This is a genomic window from Plantibacter sp. MPB07, assembly GCF_046619465.1.
GTDB classification, from domain to species: Bacteria; Actinomycetota; Actinomycetes; order Actinomycetales; family Microbacteriaceae; genus Plantibacter; species Plantibacter auratus.
Genome location: NZ_CP177043.1, coordinates 2616235 through 2639120, shown reverse-complemented (window position 1 = coordinate 2639120; position 22886 = coordinate 2616235). Strand labels below are relative to the sequence as shown.

At 71.3% G+C, this 22886-nt stretch carries 19 protein-coding genes and 1 tRNA gene; 10 read left to right on the top strand and 10 right to left on the bottom strand.

All coding sequences use genetic code 11. From position 1 onward, the window contains the following. Positions 1-7: 7 nt before the first annotated feature. The 3 genes from ACLIME_RS12155 to ACLIME_RS12145 form a co-directional block, all read right to left on the bottom strand. The gene (locus ACLIME_RS12155; protein WP_411557069.1) at positions 8-454 is read right to left on the bottom strand and encodes a type II toxin-antitoxin system VapC family toxin; all 447 of its coding nucleotides are present in this window, start codon (positions 452-454) and stop codon (positions 8-10) included. Then, entirely contained in the window at positions 451-693 is a 243-nt protein-coding gene (locus ACLIME_RS12150) for a ribbon-helix-helix protein, CopG family (RefSeq protein ID WP_192006260.1), read from the bottom strand. The genes ACLIME_RS12155 and ACLIME_RS12150 overlap by 4 nt, the downstream gene beginning before the upstream one ends. Before the next feature lie 125 nt (positions 694-818). After that, positions 819-2387, bottom strand: coding sequence for an alpha/beta hydrolase (locus tag ACLIME_RS12145; RefSeq protein WP_191941966.1), 1569 nt, complete (start codon positions 2385-2387; stop codon positions 819-821). Positions 2388-2676: 289 nt separating this feature from the next. Here ACLIME_RS12145 and pheA point away from each other — a divergent pair, with 289 nt between their 5' ends. After that, a complete protein-coding gene (pheA, locus tag ACLIME_RS12140; RefSeq protein WP_086475276.1) occupies positions 2677-3639 on the top strand; it encodes a prephenate dehydratase in 963 nt (320 codons plus the stop codon). Between the two features lie 120 nt (positions 3640-3759). On the opposite strand, the gene ACLIME_RS12135 is transcribed toward pheA, so the two are convergent. Then, positions 3760-4428 carry a GntR family transcriptional regulator gene (locus ACLIME_RS12135; protein ID WP_411557068.1) on the bottom strand — a complete coding sequence of 223 codons (669 nt, stop codon included), beginning with the start codon at positions 4426-4428 and terminating at the stop codon, positions 3760-3762. A gap of 93 nt (positions 4429-4521) precedes the next feature. Between ACLIME_RS12135 and ACLIME_RS12130 the strand changes: the two genes are divergently transcribed. The 5 genes from ACLIME_RS12130 to ACLIME_RS12110 all read left to right on the top strand — a co-directional run bounded on the left by ACLIME_RS12130 (position 4522) and on the right by ACLIME_RS12110 (position 11668). After that, entirely contained in the window at positions 4522-5811 is a 1290-nt protein-coding gene (locus ACLIME_RS12130; RefSeq protein WP_411557067.1) for an MFS transporter, read from the top strand. A gap of 188 nt (positions 5812-5999) precedes the next feature. After that, the gene (gdhA, locus tag ACLIME_RS12125) at positions 6000-7355 is read left to right on the top strand and encodes an NADP-specific glutamate dehydrogenase (RefSeq protein WP_411557066.1); all 1356 of its coding nucleotides are present in this window, start codon (positions 6000-6002) and stop codon (positions 7353-7355) included. 220 nt (positions 7356-7575) lie between these two features. Then, positions 7576-8868, top strand: a complete 1293-nt coding sequence (locus tag ACLIME_RS12120) for an NAD(P)/FAD-dependent oxidoreductase (RefSeq protein ID WP_411557065.1) — start codon at positions 7576-7578, stop codon at positions 8866-8868. After that, a complete protein-coding gene (locus ACLIME_RS12115) occupies positions 8865-10097 on the top strand; it encodes an FAD-dependent oxidoreductase (RefSeq protein WP_411557064.1) in 1233 nt (410 codons plus the stop codon). The genes ACLIME_RS12120 and ACLIME_RS12115 overlap by 4 nt, the downstream gene beginning before the upstream one ends. Continuing rightward, a complete protein-coding gene (locus tag ACLIME_RS12110) occupies positions 10094-11668 on the top strand; it encodes an ABC transporter substrate-binding protein (RefSeq protein WP_411557063.1) in 1575 nt (524 codons plus the stop codon). Before ACLIME_RS12115 ends, ACLIME_RS12110 begins: the two co-directional genes overlap by 4 nt. Before the next feature lie 19 nt (positions 11669-11687). Here ACLIME_RS12110 and ACLIME_RS12105 read toward each other — a convergent pair whose 3' ends face one another. From ACLIME_RS12105 to ACLIME_RS12080, 6 genes are all read right to left on the bottom strand, one after another. Next, complete coding sequence (locus ACLIME_RS12105) at positions 11688-12314, bottom strand: HutD family protein (RefSeq protein ID WP_411557062.1); 627 nt, start codon at positions 12312-12314, stop codon at positions 11688-11690. Then, positions 12311-13507, bottom strand: a complete 1197-nt coding sequence (gene hutI, locus ACLIME_RS12100; RefSeq protein ID WP_411557061.1) for an imidazolonepropionase — start codon at positions 13505-13507, stop codon at positions 12311-12313. Before hutI ends, ACLIME_RS12105 begins: the two co-directional genes overlap by 4 nt. Next, positions 13504-14973 carry a formimidoylglutamate deiminase gene (locus ACLIME_RS12095; protein WP_411557060.1) on the bottom strand — a complete coding sequence of 490 codons (1470 nt, stop codon included), beginning with the start codon at positions 14971-14973 and terminating at the stop codon, positions 13504-13506. The genes hutI and ACLIME_RS12095 overlap by 4 nt, the downstream gene beginning before the upstream one ends. Continuing rightward, positions 14970-16187, bottom strand: a complete 1218-nt coding sequence (locus ACLIME_RS12090) for an allantoate amidohydrolase (protein WP_411557059.1) — start codon at positions 16185-16187, stop codon at positions 14970-14972. The genes ACLIME_RS12095 and ACLIME_RS12090 overlap by 4 nt, the downstream gene beginning before the upstream one ends. Next, a complete protein-coding gene (gene hutU / locus ACLIME_RS12085) occupies positions 16184-17854 on the bottom strand; it encodes a urocanate hydratase (protein WP_411557058.1) in 1671 nt (556 codons plus the stop codon). The genes ACLIME_RS12090 and hutU overlap by 4 nt, the downstream gene beginning before the upstream one ends. 268 nt (positions 17855-18122) lie before the next feature. Continuing rightward, on the bottom strand, positions 18123-19091 hold the full coding sequence (locus ACLIME_RS12080; protein WP_411557057.1) for a diacylglycerol/lipid kinase family protein: 969 nt from the start codon (positions 19089-19091) through the stop codon (positions 18123-18125). A gap of 57 nt (positions 19092-19148) precedes the next feature. On the opposite strand from ACLIME_RS12080, the gene serS reads away from it, so the two are divergent. From serS to ACLIME_RS12060, 4 genes are all read left to right on the top strand, one after another. Next, positions 19149-20414, top strand: coding sequence for a serine--tRNA ligase (gene serS / locus ACLIME_RS12075; RefSeq protein WP_202939426.1), 1266 nt, complete (start codon positions 19149-19151; stop codon positions 20412-20414). Next, a complete protein-coding gene (locus ACLIME_RS12070; protein WP_124767570.1) occupies positions 20411-21235 on the top strand; it encodes an HAD family hydrolase in 825 nt (274 codons plus the stop codon). The genes serS and ACLIME_RS12070 overlap by 4 nt, the downstream gene beginning before the upstream one ends. A gap of 146 nt (positions 21236-21381) precedes the next feature. Continuing rightward, the gene (locus ACLIME_RS12065) at positions 21382-22629 is read left to right on the top strand and encodes an LCP family protein (protein WP_079706469.1); all 1248 of its coding nucleotides are present in this window, start codon (positions 21382-21384) and stop codon (positions 22627-22629) included. 96 nt (positions 22630-22725) lie between these two features. Beyond that, positions 22726-22810, top strand: a tRNA-Ser gene (locus tag ACLIME_RS12060). Positions 22811-22886 lie beyond the last annotated feature (76 nt).

Genomic DNA, 22886 nt, shown 5'->3' with positions numbered 1-22886 from the left:
ATGGATGTCAGGAAGGCTCTTGACCCGTGGCGAGTGGCGATTCCCACCGCAGGTTCGGGAAGCGGGCGAAGTCACGGTCGAGGGTGACGAAGGTGGCCCGGTGCTCGATGGCGAGTGCGGCGTGGGCCGCGTCCGAGACGAGGTCGCCTTGGGCCTCGACCGCGGCACAGAGCGAGGCGAAGACCGTCCAGAACGACGGGCCAGGGCGGACGACCTGAACGCCGGGCTCGTCGCGGAGTCGCTGCATCTGCTCGAGCGCGACGGAGATCGGAGTGGGATCGACGAAGATCCGACGCTGGGTCACGATCCGGATGTACCCCGCGAGCACGGCTTCGCTGACGCCCAGGGGCTCTCTTGATCGGACGGCATCTTCCAACCAGGTTGCGAGCGTGCGGTGGTGTTGTGAATCGGGTCGGAACGCGCCGATGAGGACGTTGGTGTCGACCACCTTCACTCGAAACCGTCCATGATGTCCTCGAGTTGCGCGTTGTTCGTGAGGTCGATTCCTGGGCGGGGTCCTCCCTGGCCGTACGGCACGACCTTGTAGGGCTCCCGCTCGGGCGGTGCGGCCGCTGCGGCCAGCTTCGCGCGCAGGGCCTCTTCGATGTAGGCGGTCACGGTCTTCCCCTCCTGCGAGGCGTGCTCGCGGACGGCCTCGTAGAACTCGTCGGCGAGTCGGATGGTCGTTCGCATGAGCCGAGCCTACGAAGGCGTATGTCGGTATGTCAACGACGCTACCCGGTTCCCTCGGCGCAGGGGCGGGCCGACACAGATCTGTGGAGCGGTCGCTGCTCCGGGTGCCAGTGGAGGGCCGTCGACTAGCGCGTGGCGAGGAGCGCCGCGGCCGAGGCGGAAGCGGAGGCGGTCGCGGAGGCGCTCGTCGTGGATGCGCCCGCGCCGGCGCCCGCGGCGTCCGGCACGGAGGTGCGCTGGTGGGACGATCCGGGCGTCGTCAGGTCGGCGACCGCGTAGGCCTGACCCGTGACGATGCGCTGGATGGCGTAGAGGCTCTCGGTGGCCGGCCCGAGGTACTTGCCCCGGTCGTCGGCGTTGCTCGACCCGACCGCGTTGTGTCCCTCGACGGCGCCGAGGTGGTCGCCGTCGCCGAGCGTCAGCCCGTCCGAGCCGAAGGTGGTCGCGCCCCAGGAGCTCGTCGCAGGGTCGGCTCGACCGGACAGGAGCTGGCCGAGACCGGCGAGGGTGTCGGCGCTCGCTTGGGAGGCGTAGACGCGGCCGGCCGGGACGTGCAGATCGTCGATCCCGATCTCCGTCGGGATGCCGGCCGAACCGAGCATGACGAAGTCGTCGACGTGATAGTCGCCGGACGCCAACGCGAGTGAGGCCGTCGCCGTGCCGTAGGAGTGCGCCACGACGCTCAACCGGGAGACGACGCCGTGAGCGGAACGGACGGCGTCGTATCCGGCGAGCACCCCGGCGAGCAGGGGAGCCCCCTCGATGGCCCGGTCGTTCGACGGCACCTCGAGTGCGCTCGGGCTGTGTCCGCCGATCCAGAGGATGACCGCACTGTCGGCTGCGGCGGTCTGGATGCGCTTCGCCCCGCGCAGGTAGTCGTCGAGTTCGAGGGCGCTGCTGTTCATCCCGGGGACGAGCACCGTGACGTAGGCGGCGGTGTCCACGTCTCCGACGGCGACCGCGACCCGCGGGGGTCCGGAGCCGCCCGCCTGCAACGTGATCAGGTACTCGGGCTGGAGGCGGGCGGCGATCGCGTCCGGTGCGTACCGGTCGGCGAGCAGCTTGATCGCGTCCAGGCGCGACAGGGTCGTGGCGAGGGCCGCCGAGTCCGCCTGCCCGTCGACCTGGTCGCTGCTCACCGTCAGCGAGCGGTAGCTCGCCTCGGTGTCGGCGAGGAGGCCGGCGAGCCGGGAGACGTTGGCCGTCGCCCGGTCCGTGTAGGCGACACCCTCGAGGTTGCCGATGACCGCCGGGTAACCGGTGATGAGCAGTGCGCGGTATCCAGGAGCGAGCTCGGTCCACAGCTGCGCGACCTGCGATGAGGACATCGTCGTGAGGGTCGTCGCCGCCGCGGCGAGATCCCCGGCGTAGGCGGTGGTGAAGGCGGCGGCCGTCATCGTCGGGACGGAGGAGGCCGCCGGTGCGAAGTCGGCGGCGGAGATCGCGGACGCGCCGGCGGTCGAGGTCTGCGTCACCGTGACCACGCCGGCCAGGATCGCGGCGATCGCGACGGTCATGACGAGCGACTTGACGAGGGTCGCGCGGGCCGCCGAGATCGGCCGGTGCACCCAGGTCGGCAGCGACAACGACGGGAGGCTCCAGGAGGAGCCGAGGCTGAACGCGGCCTCGCTGCCGCTCGCCAGGTTCAGTCGGGGAGTGGACCGCGGGGCGGCGTCGGTGAAGACACTCGTCACGTCACTCCTGTTCCTGTCTCAGCCCGTCGGGTGGAGCCTCGCGCGACATGGATCACGCATCGAGATCGGGGAGACGAACGGCCGTGAACTCGCTTCCCGAGACGAGCGGCAGCGCTCAATACACCCTTGTATCCATTGTGGCGGGTAGTGGCGTGATTTGAATAGCTCAAAACGGGGGGTATCGGGGCCGAAATGACCCGATCTTCCTGGAAATCACCCGAATGTGACCTGGATGGGAGTCAACGGTCGTCCAAGGGCGTGTCGCGAACCACACGGTACGCTCGGAGGCATGCCAGCCGCACCCGCCGACGACGCCCTCCGGAGCTACAGTTTCCTCGGTCCGAGCGGGACCTTCACCGAGGTGGCGCTCGGCCAGGTCGAGGAGGCCAGGGGCCAGATCTGGAAGCCCGTGTCGAACGTCGGCGAGGCGCTCGGCGACGTCCTCGAGGGCCGCAGCACAGCCGCGGTCATCGCCATCGAGAACTCGGTCGACGGAGGGGTGTCCGTGGCGCAGGATGCACTCGCCACGATGCCCGGTCTCCGCATCGTCGGCGAGGTGCTCGTGCCGGTGAACTTCGTGCTCGTCGCCCGCCCCGGAACCCGCCTCGAGGACGTCTCGGTCGTGAACGCGCACCCCGTCGCCTACGGGCAGTGCCACCTCTGGCTCGACGCCAAGCTGCCCTCGCACGGACACATCCCGGCGTCGAGCAACGTCGCCGCCGCGGCCTCGCTCCTCGACGGCACCTCCACCGCCGACGCCGCGGTCGCCCCGCCCGGCATCGTGAACCACTACGACCTCGACGTCCTCGCGGAGAACATCGGCGACAACCCGAACGCCGTGACCCGCTTCGTCGTTGTCAGTCGCTCACGGGAGATCCCGGCCAGGACGGGCGCCGACAAGACGAGCCTCATCGTCGAGCTGCCGAACGACGAGTCCGGCTCGCTGCTCGGCATGCTCGAGCAGTTCTCCACGCGAGGCGTGAACCTGAGCCTCATCGAGTCGCGGCCCATCGGCGACGCGCTCGGCCGGTACCGCTTCGTGATCGACGCCCTCGGACACATCGAGGACGAGCGGATGGCCGACGCCCTGCTGGGGCTCCGACGCTTCAGCCCGAATGTGATCTTCCTGGGCTCGTACCCGAGCGCCGATCGCACCGCCGTCGACTACCACTCCCGGTACAACGACGAGGTGTTCATCGAGGCCCGCGACTGGTTGCGCGGGCTGCTCTCGGCGGAGCCGCTCGACGACTGAGCCGCCACGCTCGCGCACAACTCCTGCTGTCGGTCCGTGTCCGAGCTCGGGGACGGGGTGTCAGCGGGATTCGCGGCCGGGTGCAGGAGTTGTGGACGCCGACCGCGCGTCAACGGTGCTTCAGTTGACGATGTCGACACCGTGACCGCGAAGGCGCCGCTGGTCGGCGGTGAGCGAGGCGATGAGCCGCTCGTTCGTCCCGCGGATGTGGCGCGCGACGAGGTCCGCCGCGCGCTCGGGGTCGCGCGCCGCGACCGCGTCGAGGATGGCGCGGTGCTCCGTGGCGGCCTGCTCTCGGGCCTCGGGCGTCCGTACCTCGAGCCAGCGGGTGCGGGCGAGCCGGACCATCGCGCCGTGCACCCCTTCGGCGAGCAGGTGGTTCGCGGACAGCGCCGCGAGCTCCTCGTGGAAGTCGCCGCCGACACGGAGCACCGTGTGCTCGTCGTCGGGGCGGGGTTCGTCGAGCAGGGTGCGGATCGCGGCGAGCTGCGCTTCGGTCGCGCGTGCGGCGGCGAGCCGGACGCCGGCGGTCTCGAGCGCCTCACGGACCTCGGCGATGAGGCCGATCTCCTCGAGGTCGATGGGGGCGACGATCCAGCCGCGGCCGTCGCGACGCGCCAGTCCCTCGGCCTCGAGCCGGGTGAGTGCTGCGCGCACGGGCGTCCGTGACGCCGCGAAGCGTTGCTCGAGCCCCCGCTCGGTGAGCGGCTGCCCGGGCGCGAGGTCGAGGGTCAGGATCGCCCCGCGGAGGCGCTCGTACAGCTGCGTGGTCTGCGTCGGAGTGCTCATCCCTGTTCCCGATCCGGCCGGTGGCGATTGGTATACCAAAATGGTGTACCGTCATGCTAGCAGTGGGAGACGCCCAGCGCAGGAGGCGGCACGATGACCGGATCGACACCAGCCCCCGTGGCCCCGGCGACCGCTCGCGGCGCGCGCCCACCGATGCCGAACGCCGGTCGGGCCTGGACCGTCCTCGGGCTCGGCGTCGCCGCGCAGACCGCCGGCACGCTCTTCGTCAGCACCCCGGCGTTCCTCATCCCGCTCCTGCACGCCGAGCGGGGCATGTCGCTCGCCGAGGCCGGCGTCCTGGCCGCTGCCCCCACGCTCGGCATGGTGCTGACGCTCATCGCCTGGGGCTGGCTGGCCGACCGTGTCGGCGAGCGCATCGTCATCGCCGGCGGCCTCGCCCTCACCGCGTTGGCCGCTGCCGGGGCGATCGCCGCGGACGGCCTCATCCCCTCGCTCGGCTACGGTCCACTCGGCATCCTGCTCCTCCTCGGTGGTGCCGCCTCCGCGAGCACGAACTCGGCGAGCGGCCGGATCGTCGTCGGCTGGTTCCCGAAGGACCGCCGCGGCCTCGCGATGGGGATCCGCCAGATGTCACAGCCGCTCGGCGTCACGGCGGCCGCGGTGACGGTGCCGTCCGTGGCGGCGGCGTCGGGCATCTCCGCCGCCCTCCTGATCTCGCTCGTCGCGACGGGTGTCCTCGCTGTGGCCTGCACCATCGGACTCCGGAATCCGCCACGGACCGTCGTGCCGAAGCCGGTCTCGACGGAGACGACGCCGAACCCCGTGGCCGCGCGACCACGCAACCCCTACCGAGGCGACGGCTTCCTCTGGCGCATCCACGCGGTGTCGATCCTGCTCGTGGTGCCGCAGTTCACGCTCACGACCTTCGCGCTCGTCTGGCTCGTCACCGATCAGGGCTGGAACGCGCTCGCGGCGGGCGTGCTCGTCGGTGTCGCGCAGTTCGTCGGAGCGATCGGTCGGATCGGCGTCGGGGTGTTGAGCGACCGGGTCGGCAGCCGGGTGCGACCGCTGCGCTGGGTGGCGGTGTCGGCGGTCGTCGTCATGTTGCTCCTCGCCGGCGTGGGGCTGCTGCAGTGGCCCGCGGCTGTCGCCGTCGCGCTCGTCGTCGCCAGTGCCGTGACGGTCGCCGACAACGGGCTGGCCTTCACCTCGGTCGCCGAGATGGCCGGCCCCGCCTGGGCCGGGCGGGCGCTGGGAGCGCAGAACACCGGCCAGTTCATCGCCGCGTCGGTCGTCGGTCCGGCGGTCGGTGCGCTCATCGGCCTGGTCGGCTATCCGCTCGCCTTCCTCGCGGTCGCCGTGCTCCCGGCCCTCGCGATCCCGATCATCCCGAGCGAGGCCGCGGAGCACGACCACCTCTAGGTCGTCGTCCCACTGGTTCGGCCGGCTCGTCTAGTCGACGTTTGACGGATATCTATCGCGGCTGCCAGGCTTGCCGAGGCCCCACGACGGCCCGTGTACCTCCCCGCCGGCGAGTCGCGCTCCACTGCCTCCGACCACCGTCGAGCGACAGCCGGAGACGCCTGGTCGGCCGATCAGAAAGCACCACAGTGACCGGCACCACCACGTCCACCGACCCCGTCCACGCCGTCGCGGAGGCCGCCCTGCGGCGCAACGCGGGCGAACCCGAGTTCCACCAGGCGCTCCTCGAAGTCCTCGAGTCCATCCGCCCGGCGCTCGACGAACACCCCGAGTACCTCGAGGCGGGCATCCTCGAACGTCTCGTCGAACCCGAGCGTCAGGTCGTCTTCCGCGTGCCGTGGACCGACGACCACAACCGGGTGCAGGTGAACCGCGGGTTCCGCGTCCAGTTCAACTCGGCGCTCGGCCCGTACAAGGGTGGACTGCGTTTCCACCCGAGCGTCAACCTGTCGATCGTGAAGTTCCTCGGGTTCGAGCAGATCTTCAAGAACGCCCTCACCGCACAGGGGATCGGTGGTGCGAAGGGCGGCAGCGACTTCGACCCGCACGGACGGTCGGACGCCGAGATCATGCGGTTCTGCCAGAGCTTCATGAACGAGCTCTACCGGCACCTCGGCGAGCACACCGACGTCCCGGCCGGCGACATCGGCGTCGGCGCACGCGAGATCGGCTTCCTCTTCGGCCAGTACCGCAAGATCACCAACCGTCACGAGTCGGGCATGTTCACCGGCAAGGGCGTCGGCTGGGGCGGCGCCGAGGTGCGCACCGAGGCGACCGGGTACGGGACGGTGTTCTTCGTGGATGAGATGCTCGCGGTCGACGGCCGTGGGGTCGACGGCAAGCGCGTCATCGTGTCGGGCTCCGGGAACGTCGCGACGTACGCGATCGAGAAGGTCCACCAGCTGGGCGGTACCGCCGTCACCGCGTCGGACTCGTCCGGGTACGTGGTCGACGACGCCGGCATCGACCTCGAGCTCCTCAAGCAGATCAAGGAGGTCGAGCGCGGCCGGATCTCCGAGTACGCCGCTCGCCGGCAGGGCGCCCACTTCGTCGCCGGCGGCAGCGTCTGGGACGTCCCCGGCGAGATCGCGCTGCCGAGCGCGACGCAGAACGAGCTGCACGAGCGCGACGCGATCGCCCTCGTGAAGCACGGGGTGATCGCGGTCGCGGAGGGCGCGAACATGCCGTCGACGCCCGAAGCCGTGCGGGTGTTCCAGCAGGCCGGCGTCCTCTTCGGGCCGGGGAAGGCGGCGAACGCCGGCGGGGTGGCGACCTCGGCGCTCGAGATGAGCCAGAACGCGGCCAGGCAGCGGTGGTCGTTCGACGACAGCGAGGTGAAGCTGCGCGGCATCATGCACGGAGTCCACCGTGCGGCGTACGAGGCCGCTGAGCGCTACGGCCGGCCGGGCGACTACGTGGTCGGGGCGAACACCGCAGCGTTCGTCAAGGTCGCGGACGCGATGCTCGCCCAGGGCGTCATCTAGTCCCTCCCCTCCTTCGTGATCCGTTCACAACTCAGGAGGCCACCGGCGCGTCGGGGAGCGCCGGTGGCTTCCCGTGCCGACACACCGAACCGGTCCTGAGTTGTGGACCACGGGGGGGGGGGGGGGGGGGGGGGGCGACGAGTCGGCCGAGCGTGCGGGACAGGTGTCGGAATGTGGCGGGGTGGTGGGCGCACGAGCGGCGAGTGACTAGCCTCGAAGGGTGACCGACCCCCGCCCCGCAACCACCGTCATCGTCGGTGCCGGCCTCTTCGGCCTGGCCACCGCCGTCCACCTCGCCCGCGCCGGACGACGCGTCACGGTCCTCGAGTCGGGCGCGGCTGCAGGGGCGACGACCGCGGCGGGCGCGGGGTTCGTCGGCCTCTGGGCCGCCGGGTACGCCTGGTACTGGGACGAGTCGGAACTCGCGCTCGAGCAGGAGGGCCTCGACTTCTACCGCGGGCTCGACGCGGCCGGATACGACATCGGGCTGCGGAACACGGGCAACGTGTGGCTCGCCCTCACCGAGCAGGCCGTCCTCGACCACCTGCTGCCGTTCGCCGAGCACCCGCTCCGCCCCGAGGATGCCCGGCTGCTCACCGCCGTCGAGACCGCCGAGCTCGTCCCCGGTCTCGACCCCGAGGCCGTCGTCGGCGCCTTCATCCACCCGGACGGCATCCAGATCAGCGCACCCGACGCCGGACTCGCCCTCGCGGCGCTCGCCCGCGCGGAGGGGGTCGAGATCGTCGAACACATGCCGGTCGTCGAACTCCTCACCGAGGGTGGCCGAGCCGTCGGCGTGCTGACCGCGGTCGGCACGCGCGTCCTCGGCGACGAGGTCGTCCTCGCCGGAGGGTCCTGGACGAACGAGCTGCTCGCCGCCACGGACCGCGTGCTGCCGTTCGCGCGCGTGATCGCGAGCCGCCTGACCACCGCCCCGTTCGGCCTCGGCGAGGTGCCGACCCTCATGATCCCGGAACTCGACGGACTGTGGATCCGGGAACACCTCGGTGGTCTCACGTACGGCAACGGCGTCGGCTACGAGGCGCTCGCGGTGCAGGACAGCCCGGCGGACCGTCGCCCGGACCGCCCCGACCTCGTCGAGGCGATGCGGGAGCACCTGTCACCGATCATCTCCGAGCTCGTCCCGGCAGCCGCGCCCGTCGTCGACGATGCCGAAGCCGTGCAGGGGATCGTGTCATACACCGCGGACCGCCGCTTCATCGCGGGGCCCGTCCCGGAGCTCGACGGGCTGTACGTCGTGGCCGGCGACAACGAGTCCGGCGTCACGCACGGCCCCGGACTCGGACGGATGCTCGCCGAACTGATGGTCACGGGTGAGAGCCCCTTCGTCGACGCGTCGCGGTACGCACCAGGGCGCTTCCCGTCCCGGCCGTTCGCCGACGAGGCTGCTGTGGCCGCCGCGATGCCGGCTCGTCGGGCGGCCGACGCGCGTGCTGCCGCAGCCACGCGCGTGACGACGGCGTCGGGCCTGCCTGCGGAGTCGGGCCGATGACCGCGCCGGGTCCGGCCGTGGACGCGACGCAGCCCGCGCTGCCGGCGCGCATCGAGGTCGTGGTCATCGGTGCCGGGATCGTCGGAGCGGCTGCCGCACGCACCCTCGCCGATCAGGGCCGCGACGTGCTCCTCCTCGAGCGGTACCCGCGCGGTCACGAGCACGGCTCCTCACATGGCGCGACCCGCATCTTCCGTCAGGGCTACGACGCCGACGACTACGTCTCCCTGACCTCGGAGGCGCTCGCGGCCTGGCGGGCGCTCGAGTCGGCGAGCGGACGGACGCTGCTCGACCTCACCGGCGCGCTCGACCACGGCCGACCCGAGATGCTCTCGGCGATCGAGGCGGCGATGACCCGAGGCGGGATCGCGTCGGAGCGCCTCACCCCGGAGCAGGCGAGCGACCGCTGGCCCGGACTGCGGTTCGACCGCGAGGTCCTCCACCACGCGACCGGCGGGCGACTGTACTCCGCCGAGGCGATCGAAGCCCTGCTCGACCTCGCCGAGGTGGCCGGAGCGACCCTGCGCTTCGACGTGCGGGTGACGGGCGTCGAACCGGCCGAGTCGAACGACCCGACCGCGGGTGCCGCCGGCGCCGTCGTCCGCACCGAGCTGGGCGACGTCGTCGCGGACCACGTGGTCGTCGCGGCCGGCTCCTGGACCACCGACCTCGTCGGCGACCTCGCTCGAAGCGTCGGTCGTCCGCTGCCCGAGATCGTCGTGACGCAGGTCCAGCCCGCGCATTTCCCGAGCGAATTGGGCGCGGACGCCTGGCCGAGTTTCGTCCACTACCCCGCCGAGGGGTCGAGCGTGTACGGCCTGCTGACCCCGGGCGAGGGGGTCAAGGTCGGGCTGCACGGCGGTGCCGTCCACGTCCACCCCGACGAACGCGACGGCCTCGCCGAACCCGAGGAACTCGCGCGGCTCACCGCCTACGTCGCCGAATGGGTGCCCGGCGTCGACGCGTCCGCACCCCATACCATCAGCTGCCTCTACGATCTGAGCCCCAGCGAGGATTTCGTGATCGACCGGATCGACAGCATCATCGTCACGACGGGATTCTCCGGTCACGGGTTCAAGTTCGGCCCGGTGCTGGGACGCCTCATCGCCGAGCTCGTCGACGGAGCCGAACCGCACCCGAGGTTCGCGCTCGCCGCCCACGCGGTCCCCGTCGCGCCATCAGCATCAGCATTTGCACTCCCGCAGTCACCCGAAGGAACCGCTCCATGAACCGATCCGCCAGATTCGCCACGGTCGCCATCGGCCTCGGTGTCGTCGCCGCCCTCACCGGTTGCACGGCCCAGGGCGGCACCACGACGACCACCGCGCTCGTCATCGGTACGACCGATCAGATCGTCTCGCTCGACCCGGCCGGTGCCTGGGATCGTGGATCCTTCACGCCGCAGAACCAGATCTACCAGCACCTCCTCAGCTACGACGAGGGCGACGTCGTCCCCGCCCCCGACGCGGCGGAATCGTGCGACTTCGCCGACGAGACCACCTACGTCTGCACGGTCAAGGAGGGGCTGACCTTCTCCAACGGCCACGCGCTCACGGCCGAGGACGTCGTCTACTCCTTCACCCGCGTCCGTGAGATCGCCGCCGACAACGGCCCGTCGCCGCTGCTCGCGAACCTCGACAGCGTCGAGGAGGGTGACGACAACCAGGTCGTCTTCCACCTCACGGTGCCGAACGACCAGACCTGGCCCTACGTGCTCACGAGCATGGCCGGGCCGATCGTCGACGAAGAGGTCTTCCCGGCGGACAAGCTGCTGAGCGACGACGACGTGATCGGCTCCGGCCCCTACGCCGTCGACAGCTACCAGGCGGGCGGGCTGCTCTCCCTCGAGGCGAACTCGCGCTACTCCGGGACCCGCGCGAAGACGCAGCACGTCGTGCTCAAGCCGTACACGACGGCGTCGAACCTGCGGCTCGACCTGGAGAAGGGCGACGTCGACATCGCCTACCGCTCGCTGACCGCGACGGACGTGGCCGACCTCCGAAGCGACTCCGACCTGCAGGTCGTCGACGGGCCGGGCGGTTCGGTGCGGTTCCTCACGTTCAACCTGAACACCCAGCCGGGTGCGAACGGCGCCCAGAAGCTCGCCATCCGGCAGGCGGTCGCGTCGCTCGTCGATCGTGAGGAGATCGCCGACCAGGTCTACAAGGGCACCTACGCGCCGGCGTACTCGGTCGTGCTCGACGGTCAGACGGGTGCGACGCCCGCGTTCCAGACCGCGTACGGTGACGCGCCGGACCCGGCGAAAGCCGCGGCGATCCTCGCGGCCGCGGGCGTCAGCACCCCGGTCGCTCTGCCGATCCAGTACACGAGCGACCACTACGGCCCCGACTCCGACCAGGAGTACGCGCTCATCAAGTCGCAGCTGGAGACGTCCGGCCTGTTCACCGTCGACCTGCAGTCGACGGAGTGGACGAGCTACGTGAAGGAGCTGAACCCGGAGTCGGGTTACCCGGCGTACCAGCTCGGGTTCTTCCCGGACTACCCGGATCCCGACAACTTCCTGCGTTCGGCGTACTCGACGACCGGCGCGTCCGTCGCCAACGGATACTCGGACCCGGCCGTCGACGCGCTCATCGACACCGAGGCGACGGCGACCGACCCGGCGGCGCGCATCGCGGCGATCGAGCAGATCCAGGCGCTGACCGCGACCGCTGCTCCGATCATCCCGCTGCTCCAGGGCACCGAGACGGTCCTCGCCCAGAAGAACGTGACGGGCCTCGAGGACACGCTCGACGCCACCTACACCTTCCGCTTCGCGGTCCTCGACCGAACGAAGTAGCCGTCGCCGCCGGCACCCATCACAAGTGGGGGAGGACCTGGGCGAGCGCGATCGTGGCGTCGCCGGTCAGGGACAGGGTGCCGGCCTCGAGCCGGAGGGTGTCGTGCCGCTGGAGCGCACCAGGGCTGAGACCTGGCCCCTCCGCCGACAGCAGTCCATCGAGGAACACGACGAACGTGGTGGCTCCCGGCGGCGTGGTGACGAGCCTCGACCCATCGACGACGCCGACCTCGAGCGATCCACGGAACCGATCCCGCGACACCATCAGGTTGAGATCGAGCGTCGGCCCGACCACGCCCCGCGACGACACCGCTGAGGCCCCGTCGAAGGCGGCGACCTGCCACCGGTCCAACTCGACCCGCTCACCGTCGATCACGAGTCCGAGTCCGCCCGACGACAACGCCATCAGCTGACGGTCGACGCCGGGGAACGACGAGAAGGCGACGTCCGACTCGACCGTCGCGATGCTCAGCGTCCACCCCGGGGCGGCCGGCGCGTCAACGCCGCCGAGCCCACCATCGGTCCGAAGCCCGACGGCCTCGACGGCGATCTCCGTCGCGGTCCCCAGTCCGTTCCGCCAGCCGTAGCTCCGATGCCGGTCGGCCGGCAGCAGCACGAGTGCGTGACCCTCCGTCGCATCGCTCACCGCTGCGTCGTCCCAGCCGTGACGCGCTCGCCGCGCTGCCGGACGCCGACCGTCAACGGCACACCGGGCCGGTAGGCGAGGTGTGAGACCGAGGGCGCGTCGAGCACCTGCAGGTCCGCGAGACCACCCACGCGAAGCGATCCGACGGCGTCGACACCGTGCTCGCGGCCGACCGCCACCGCGGCCCCTCGCGTCGCCGCCCACACCGCCTCGGCGATCGTCAGCCGCATCTGCAGCACGGCGGTCGCCACGCAGTACGCCATCGACGTCGTGTATGAGGTGCCCGGGTTGCAATTGGTCGCGAGCGCGATCGAAGCACCGGCGTCGATGAGCGCGCGCGCCGGCGGGAACGGTTCGCGCGTGGACAGGTCGCAGGCGGGCAGCAGGGTGGCGACCGTCGACGAACCCGCCAGGAGGTCGACGTCGGCGTCAGAGAGGTGGTTGCAGTGGTCGACACTCGCCGCCTCCAACTCGACCGCGAGGCGCACCCCGCCGCTCTCGCCGAGCTGGTTCCCGTGCACCCGGACACCCAAGCCAGCGGCGCGACCGGCGAGCAGCACCTCGCGCGACTCCTCGACGTCGAAGGCGCCGACCTCGCAGAACGCGTCGATGTAGGACGCGAACGGAGCCACCGCCGCGAGCATCGGCCCGGTCACGAGGTCGAGGTAGTCGCGGCGGTCCGCACCGGCCGGCACGAGATGGGCTCCGAGGAAGGTGACGACGTCGGCGACCTCGGCCGCCGCCCGAGCGGATCGCGCCTCGCCCTCCACGTCGAGCGCGTAGCCGGTCTTCGCCTCGAGGAACGTCGTCCCCTGCGCGAGCGACTCCGTCCGCAACCGCCGCGCACCCGCGACGAGTTGCTCCTCGGAAGCCGCCCGGGTGGCCGCCACGGTCGTCGCGATCCCGCCCGCCGCATACCGGCCGCCGGCCATGCGCGCCTCGAACTCCGCCGAGCGGTCGCCCGCGAACACGAGATGCGTGTGCGTGTCGACCCAACCCGGGAGCACGGCGCGCCCGCCCACGTCGGTCCGCGCGTCGGCGTCGGGCGCGTCGACCGCTGCGCCGAGCCACGCGATCCGGCCGTCTTCGATGATGAGTGCCGCATCGGTGATCCGGTTGCCGTCGACGTCGCCCGGCCCGGAGCCCGCGTTGGTCGTGAGCTCGGCGATGCCGGTGATGAGTTCGCTGGTCATGGCTGCATCTCCTGCGAGGGGTGATCAGGTGTCGGGGACGAGGTGGCTGTCCGGGGCGTCTCCGTCGATGCTGCCAGCTCCGCGAGGGCCACCGCGAGGAGCTGTTCCGGCGTCGACTCCCGTGACGTCGCGAGCAGCCGGCCTCCCTCCGCCACGAGCCGCCCGCCCACGACGACCCGCTCGACGTCGGACGCGGTCGCGACGAGGGCGAGTTGTGCCGGGTCGGCGCCGGTGGTGCGCAGACTCGACGTCGACACCTCGACGAGGTCGAGCGGGTCGCCGACATCCAGCGTGTGCCGCCCGAGTCCGAGCGAACGGTACCCGTTGTCGGTGCCCGCCGCGAGGAGCTCGGCGGGCGAGAACCGGCCGCGTCTGCCGGAGGCGAGCCGCTCACCGGCTTCGAGTCCACGCAGTTCGAGCAGCGGGTCGACCACGGCGTTCTGGTCGGAGCCGACGGCGATCCGGGCACCCGCGTCCGCGAGGCGGCGGGCCGGTCCGATGCCGTCACCGAGGTCGGCCTCGGTCGTCGGGCACATCACGACGGTCGCGCCGGACCGCCCGATCGCCGTGACGTCCGCGTCGGTCAGGTGCGTCGCGTGGACGAGGCTGATGCGTGGGGCGAGCGCACCGAGCGCGGCGAGCACGCCCGTCGGCGTCCTGCCCGTCTTCGCGAGCGTGTCGACGTTCTCCTGCGGTTGCTCCGAGAGATGGACGTGCAGCGGGACGTCGTCGGGCAGGCCGGCGAGGATCGTGCGCATGGCGTCGACGGGCACGGCGCGTACGGAGTGCAGCGCGGCACCGAGCGTGACGAGCCCGGTGGCGCCGACCGAGCCGGAGAGCGCGTCGCGCAGTCGATGCCAGCGGGTGAGCCAGCCGGACGCGTCGCCGTCGCCGAACGCGAGCTGTTCGGTGAGCAGCGGAGCGGCGGGACCCCCGGCGGGCCCGAGGCCACTCGCGAGGTAAGCCGTGTCGAGGAGGGTGAGCCGGATGCCGACGTCGGCGGCGGCTCCGGCGACCGCCAGTTCCATCGCGTGGGCGGTCGGGTACGGGGTGCCGTCGGCCTGGTGGTGCACGTAGTGGAACTCGCCGACCGCCGTCCAGCCGCAGACGAGCATCTCGCCGAACACGGCACGAGCGACCCGGCCGTAGTGGTCCGGGTCGAGGCTGGCGGCCGCCGCGTACATCGCCTCGCGCCACTGCCAGAAGTCACCGCCGTCGGCGTGGGTGCGCCCCCGCAGGAGGCGGTGGAACGCGTGGGAGTGGGCGTTCCCCATGCCCGGGATGACCGTTCCGAGGCGTCGGTCGCCCGTCTGCGGCCCGACGCCCCGCTCGACGGCGGTGATCCGTCCGGAGTCGTCGGCCGTGAAGCGTACGCGGTCGGTCGGGCGACCGTCGATGATCGCGGTCGCGGCCCAGATGGGAGGCCGGACGTCCGCTGCGCGGGGGTCGACGCTCGCGACCGTCACAGGACGCTCCGGAGCAGGGTCTCGAGCGCCTCGACACCGGCGACGCAGTCGTCCGCCTCGGCGAACTCCTCCGGCGAGTGCGAGACGCCCGTCGGGTTCCGCACGAAGACCATCGCCGTCGGCACGGCTCCGTTCAGGACACCGGCGTCGTGACCGGCACCCGTCGGCAGCAGGGGGACCCCGCCGAGCGTGCCCGCCAGCCGCGCGGCGAGCTCGGGGTCGAACTCGACGACGCCCGACCACGACTCCTCGACCAGCTCAGCTGTACAGCCGGAACCGGCGACGGCCTCTTGCACCCGGCTCTCGATGTCCGCGACGAGGGCGCGCGTGCTGGCGTCGGTGGCGGCGCGGGCGTCCACCCAGGCGTCGACCTCGGAGGCGATGACGTTGGTGCCGCCCGGCACGATGCGCATGCGGCCGACGGTGGCGCGGGCGTCGTCCGTCGCGAGGGCGGCCTGCTCGACCGCGATGACGGCCCGTGCCGCGGCGACCACGGGATCACGACGCTCGCGCATGCCGGTCGCGCCGGCGTGGTTCCCCTGACCGCTCACGCGGAGTCGCCAGCGGCCGTGGGCGAGGATCGACGAGGCGACGGCGGTGGGCGAGCCGAGGTCGATGAGGCCGCGACCCTGTTCCACGTGCAACTCGATGAAGAGTCCGATGCGGCCGAGCGCCTCGTCGTCGCGGCCGAGGTGCTCGGGAGCGAGCCCGGCGGCCGCTGCGGCCTCCGCCACGGTGACCCCGTCGGCGTCCGTCAGCGCTCGGGCGGCGTCCGCGGTGATCGCACCGGACAGGAGCCGGGATCCGAGGCAGGCGACCCCGAACCGGGACCCCTCCTCCTCGGCGAACACCACGACGGCGACGGGACGCGACGGTTGGAACCCGGTGGCCTGCAGACGCGCGACGGCGTCCAGCGCTGAGACGACGCCGAGCGGCCCGTCGAAGGCGCCGCCGCCCGGGACGGAGTCGAGGTGGCTGCCGGTGACGACCGCGTCGGGCCCAGGCGCGCCCCACCACGCCCACAGGTTGCCGTTCCGGTCCGTCTCGACGTCGAGCTCGAGTCGGGCGGCGCGAGCCGTGAACCACTCGCGCAGCTCCGACTCGGCCGGCGTCCAGACGTGCCGGGAGTACCCGCCGCGTGCCGGATCGACGCCGACGCCGGCGATCTCGTCGAGCCCGGCGAGCCGACCGTGGGCGATCAGGCCGTCGGTCACTCGCCCTCCCACATCGGCACCCGCAGGCCGCGTTCGCGGGCGACCTCGGCCGCCCGCTCATAGCCGGCGTCGACGTGACGCATGACGCCGGTGCCCGGGTCGTTGACGAGCACGCGCGCGATCTTCTCGGCGGCGAGCGGCGTCCCGTCGGCGACGATCACCTGACCGGCGTGGATGGACCGGCCGATGCCGACCCCGCCGCCGTGGTGGATCGACACCCAGGTCGCGCCGGACGCCGTGTTGAGCAGGGCGTTGAGCAGCGGCCAGTCGGCGATCGCGTCGGAGCCGTCGGCCATGGCCTCCGTCTCGCGGTACGGCGAGGCGACGGAACCGGAGTCGAGGTGGTCGCGGCCGATGACCACGGGCGCGCTCAGCTCGCCCGAGGCGACCATCTCGTTGAACTTCAGGCCGGCGAGGTGGCGCTCCTGGTAGCCGAGCCAGCAGATGCGGGCGGGCAGCCCCTCGAAGGCGATCTTCTCGCCGGCCGAGGTGATCCAGCGGCGCAGCTTCTCGTCCTCGGGGAACAGTTCGAGGATGGCGCGGTCGGTCGCGGCGATGTCCGCCGGGTCGCCGGACAGGGCCGCCCAGCGGAACGGGCCCTTGCCCTCGGCGAAGAGCGGCCGGATGTAGGCGGGCACGAAGCCGGGGAAGTCGAAGGCGCGCTCGCAACCGCCGAGTTTCGCCTCGGCGCGGATGGAGTTGCCGTAGTCGAAGACCTCGGCGCCGGCGTCCTGGAAGTCGACCATCGCCTGCACCTGCTTCGCCATGGCGAGTCGCGAGCGGCGCGTGAAGTCGACCGGGTCGGCCGCCGCCTCGGTCTGCCAGTCGGCGAGCGCCGTGTCCTCGGGCAGGTAGGCGAGCGGGTCGTGAGCGCTCGTCTGGTCGGTGACGATGTCGATGGCGACACCGCGCCGCAGCAGTTCGGGGAAGACGGTCGCGGCGTTGCCGACGAGACCGACCGACAGCGGGCGCCGATCGGCCTTTGCGGCGAGTACACGTTCGACGGCGTCGTCGAGGTCGTCCGTCATCTCGTCGAGGTAGCGGTGCTCGACGCGTCGCTCCAGTCGGCTCGGGTCGACGTCGACGATGAGCACGACGCCCTCGTTGAGCGTCACGGCGAGCGGCTGTGCCCCGCCCATGCCGCCCGCGCCGCCCGTGAGGGTCAGCGTTCCGGCGAGGGTGCCACCGAACCGCTTGTCGGCGATGGCGGCGAAGGTCTCGTAGGTGCCCTGGAGGATGCCCTGCGTGCCGATGTAGATCCACGAGCCGGCGGTCATCTGCCCGTACATGGTGAGACCCTCGGCCTCGAGCTTGCGGAACTCGGGCCACGTCGCCCAGTCACCGACGAGGTTGGAGTTCGCGATGAGCACGCGCGGTGCCCACTCGTGCGTGCGGAAGACGCCGACGGGCTTGCCGGACTGCACGAGCAGGGTCTCGTCGGCCTCCAGTCCTTCGAGCGTGCGGACGATCGCGTCGTACGCCTCCCAGTTGCGCGCGGCCTTCCCGGTGCCGCCGTAGACGACGAGGTCCTCGGGGTGCTCGGCGACCTCGGGGTCGAGGTTGTTCATGAGCATCCGGAGCGGGCCCTCGGTCTGCCAGCTCTTAGCGGTGAGGGTGGTGCCGCGAGCGGCACGGATGGTCCGGGTGGTGGTCGGCATGTCGGTCATGTGATCAGTCCACTCCTCCCGGGGCCCGCGCGGCGAGAGCGACCGGGCTGTGGCTGTCTGGTCCGCCAGACATCCGGGTGTTTCGGGTCGCTGTTCGTCCGTCAGCGCGGTGCGCTGACGTCACCATGCACGCATCGGCGTCACTGCGGGTCATCGACGTGAGCGCGCCCCTCCGGAGACCCGCGCTCACGTCGATGACCCGCGCTCACGCCAGCGCACCGCGCTGGCACCCCACTCAAACCGAGCCAGGATGGGGGACGCATGGTGGCTACGGGAGCTTGACGAGCAACCCGCCGCGGTGCGCGTCGAACGCGACCATGGTCGCCATGCCGAACGTGTCGCCGTCGAGCTCGAGGTCCTGGGCCTCGTCGACCCGCACGGTCAGCGCCTCAGCACGCAGGTTCGTCACGGTGTTCCCACCCCGGCCCTCGGTGAAACGGATCATCCGTCGCCCCACGGCAGTCCGCCGCAGGACCCGGTTCTCCCACGTCACCTTCCGCCACACGAGCAGCCAGCCGAAGGCACCCTTCGGTTGCAGCACCGCGACGTCGAGGAACCCGTCGTCGAGTTCGGCGTCCGGCATGAGCTGCACCCCGCCCTGCAGCGTGCCGCAGTTCCCGACGAGCACCGAGCTCACGGTCGCCGCATGCTGACGGTGCCCGCGCAACTGGTAGTGGATGCGGAACGGCGCGGCCGTGGCGATCGAGCGGAGACCGGACTCGACGTAGGCGAGCCAGCCGAGCGACTTCTTGAGGTCGGGGTTCGCGGTGGCGATCATCATCGCGTCGATGCCCATGCCGGCCATCACGACGAACGCGTGCTCCTCCTCCGACCCGTCGGCACGGGTGATCATGGCGACGCCGATGTCGATCGCGCGCGTGTCGCCCGTGAACGCCGTCCCGATCGCGGCCAGCTGGTCGCCGAGCGGCACCTTCAGGTTCCTCGCGAGCAGGTTGCCGGTCCCCGAGGGGATGAGGGTCAGCGGCACACCGCTCCCGCGAAGGCCTTCGGCGACGGCCCGCACGGTCCCGTCGCCGCCGGCCACGAGCACCACCTGAGCACCGTCGAGGACCGCGCGCCGCGCCTGACCGACACCGGGGTCGTCGACACTCGTCTCGTACAGGTGCGGAGCCGCCCATCCCGCGTCCTGCGACCGTGCCTCCAACGCGCTCCGCAGCCGGGTGGCGTCGACCTTCACCGGGTTGTACACGAGCGCGGCGTGCGGGGGAGTCGGCATGGCCCAACGGTACTGTCCCGGGGCCTCGTCACCGACCTCGATCGCTAGACTTGCCGGGTGATCGATCCCGTACTCCTCCGCGAACAGCCAGAAGTCCTCCGAGCGTCGCAGCAGAAGCGAGGGTCCTCCGTCGACCTCGTCGACCAGGCGATCGACGCCGACACCGCACGCCGCGCTGCGATCACCGGGTTCGAGGAACTCCGTGCCGAGCAGAACGCGTTCGGCAAGCAGGTCGCCAAGGCCCCCAAGGAGGAGAAGGCCGCACTCGTCGCCCAGGCGCAGCAGCTCGCCGCCCGCGTCAAGGAGGCCCAGCAGGTCGCGACCGAGGCCGAGGCCTACTTCGCCGACGTCGCCGGTCGCATCCAGAACCCGGTGCTCGACGGCGTGCCCGCCGGCGGCGAGGCCGACTTCATCACGCTCCGCGAGGTCGGCGAACGCCCCTCGTTCGACTTCACCCCGCGCGACCACCTCGAGCTCGGCGAACTCCTCGGCGCCATCGACATGCAGCGCGGCACCAAGGTCAGCGGCTCGCGCTTCTACTTCCTCCGTGGCATCGGCGCCCGCCTCGAGATCGCCCTCATGAACCTCGCGCTCGACCGCGCGATCGAGGCCGGCTTCGTCCCGCTCATCACGCCGACGCTCGTGCGCCCCGAGATCATGAAGGGCACCGGCTTCCTCGGCGAGCACGCCGACGAGGTCTACCAGATCGCCGGTGAAGACCTCTTCCTCACCGGCACGAGCGAGGTGGCGCTCGCCGGGTACCACTCCGACGAGATCCTCGACCTCGAGGAGGGCGCGCTCCGCTACGCCGGCTGGTCGACCTGCTACCGCAAGGAGGCCGGGTCCTACGGGCGCGACACCCGCGGCATCATCCGGGTGCACCAGTTCAACAAGCTCGAGATGTTCGTCTACACCAAGCCGGAGGACGCCGCCGCCGAGCACGAGCGCCTGCTGTCGTACCAGGAGGCGATGCTGCAGTCGCTCGGCCTCAGCTACCGGGTCATCGACACGGCCGCCGGCGACCTCGGGTCGAGCGCGGCACGCAAGTTCGACGTCGAGGCGTGGGTGCCAACGCAGGACGCGTACCGCGAGCTCACCAGCACCTCGAACTGCACCACCTACCAGGCGCGTCGCCTCGACACCCGGTACCGCGGGGAGTCGGGCAAGACCACGCCGGTCGCGACGCTCAACGGAACGCTCGCGACCACCCGCTGGATCGTCGCGATCCTCGAGACGCACCAGCAGGAGGACGGCAGCGTCGTCATCCCCGAGGTGCTGCGTCCGTACCTGGGCGGCATCGAGGTCGCGAGGCCGATCCGATGACGGACGAGACGACCACCACCGCGAACCCGCTGCTCGTCGCCCTCGACATCGACGGCACCGTGCTGCACGAGGACGGTTCGCTCAGCCTGTCGGTCGCCGACGAGGTGCGCCGCGTGGTCTCGCTCGGCCACATCGTCACCTTGGCCACCGGTCGCAGCTGGGAGAGCACGCGCCCGGTGCTCGAGGAGCTCGAGCTGACGCCGCAGTACGTCGTCTGCGCGAACGGTGCGCTCATCATGAAGCGCGACGAGTCGAAGCCCGACTCCTACGAGCGCTTCTTCATGGAGACCTTCGACCCGACCGAGGTCCTCGGGCTCATCCAGCCGCACCTCTCCGAGGGCAGCTACATGGTCGAATACCCCGACGGCTTCCGCAAGTACACGGTCGGCATGGAGGACTGGAACCTGGAGAACGCGATCGAGGTGCCGTTCGAGGAGCTCGTCACGAGCCCCGTGACACGCGTCGTCGTCGTATCCCCGAGCCACGACGAGGAGGAGTTCCTCCGCATCGTCGACAAGATCGGGCTCAGCCAGGTGAGCTACGCGATCGGCTGGACGGCATGGCTCGACATCGCGCCGAAGGGCGTCAACAAGGCGACCGCGCTGGAGCGTGTCCGGGAGTGGCTGGGGCTCGAGCGCTCGCAGATGGTCGCCGTCGGCGACGGCCGCAACGACGTCGACATGCTCGGCTGGGCCGCAGCCGGAGGGCGCGGTGTCGCCATGGGCCAGGCGCCCGAGGAGGTCCTCGCGGTCGCGTCGGAGGTCACCGGCACGGTCACCGACGACGGTCTCTCTCAGCTCCTGAGGAGCATTTCGGGTTAGCATCGTCCAAAGCTCCGTGCCGATACGCCGTTTCCGGTGGGCACGGGGCGTCGGTGCGCGCCTGCTCCAGGTGTCGCCGGACGACTCGCCGCAGCCCGGTCTCCTGGGTTCCGGCCACCCCTGTTCCTGAGACGAGAGCGAGATCCATGACCCGCAACGCCGACGCGTCCAAACCGCGCGCCGCCGTCCGTCACGGCAGACTCCGCAAGTCGAACCCGTTCGTCACCGTCGCGAAGATCGTCGCCGCGACGGCCGCCGTCGTCGGCGTGAGTGGCATCGCGGTCGCCGGTGTGGCCGCGCTCGACCTCGCCAACAGTGTCAAGCCCGTCGCCCACCTCGACAACGAGACGCCGGGTGCGCCGCCGCCCAACATCGGCGCGATCGAGGGCGGCGTCAACCTGCTCCTCGTCGGCAGCGACTCGGGCGATGGCAACCAGGCGTACGGCGAGCGAGACGAGAACCTCAACGACGTCACGATCCTCATGCACATCTCGGCAGACCACTCGAGCGCGACCGTGGTCAGCTTCCCGCGCGACATGTACGTGCAGATCGGCGACTGCGCCGACGGCGGCAACGGTCGCGACAAGATGAACACCGCCCTCATGTACGGCGGGGCCGACGGCGGGCTCGCCTGCGCGGTCTCCACGGTCGAGGGCATCACCGGCCTCTCCATCCCGTTCGCCGCGCAGATCGGCTTCGACGGCGTCATCTCGATGTCGAACGCGGTCGGCGGCGTGCCGGTGTGTGTCACCGAGCCCCTCAACGACGCCTGGAGCGGCATCAACCTCGACGTCGGCACCCACGACCTCTCGGGCGCGTCCGCCCTCGCCTTCCTCCGCTCACGTCACGGCGTCGGCGACGGCAGCGACCTCTCGCGGATCTCGAACCAGCAGGTGTTCCTCTCCTCGCTCGTCCGCACGCTGAAGAGCAGCGACACGCTCTCCGATCCGATCAAGCTCTACTCGATCGCCCGCGCCGCGCTGAAGAACGTGACCCTGTCGAGCAGCCTGAACAACATCGACACGATGGTGTCGATCGCCGCAGCGCTCAAGGACATCCCGCTCGACCGCGTCGCGTTCGTCCAGACGCCGACGGCCACGGTCGAGGGCGGAGTCGAGGCGACGTCCGATGCCGACGTCCTGTGGACGGCGCTGCAGAGCGACCAGGCCGTCGCCCTGTCCGCCACCGGCAAGTACGTCGTGACCGACCCGAACGCGCCGGTCACGCCAGACCCGGCGACCACCGACGCGGCTGCCGATCCCGCTGCCACGGCGGACCCGGCAGCGCCCGCGGACCCGTCCGCCGCCGGCCCGGTCGCCTTGCCCGACACGATCACGGGCCAGAACGCCGCGCAGAACACCTGCACGGCGGGTCGTCCGGAGGAAGACCAGTAGTCACCGCGTGATCGGATGGGGCCGCTTCGCCGCTGGCCCCATCCGATACACTCGATCCTGGTCGTCAGCTGCGTCATCGCGGGCGATCGACCATCAGGAGGGCTGTCCGAGCGGCCGATGGAGCCAGTCTTGAAAACTGGTGGGCAGAAATGTCTCGTGGGTTCGAATCCCACGCCCTCCGCAGCTTCCTTCACCACGTCGCGGGGCTCGCGCGCCTCGATGCTCGGCCGCCGGGCTGTGCGCTTCACATGAACCCG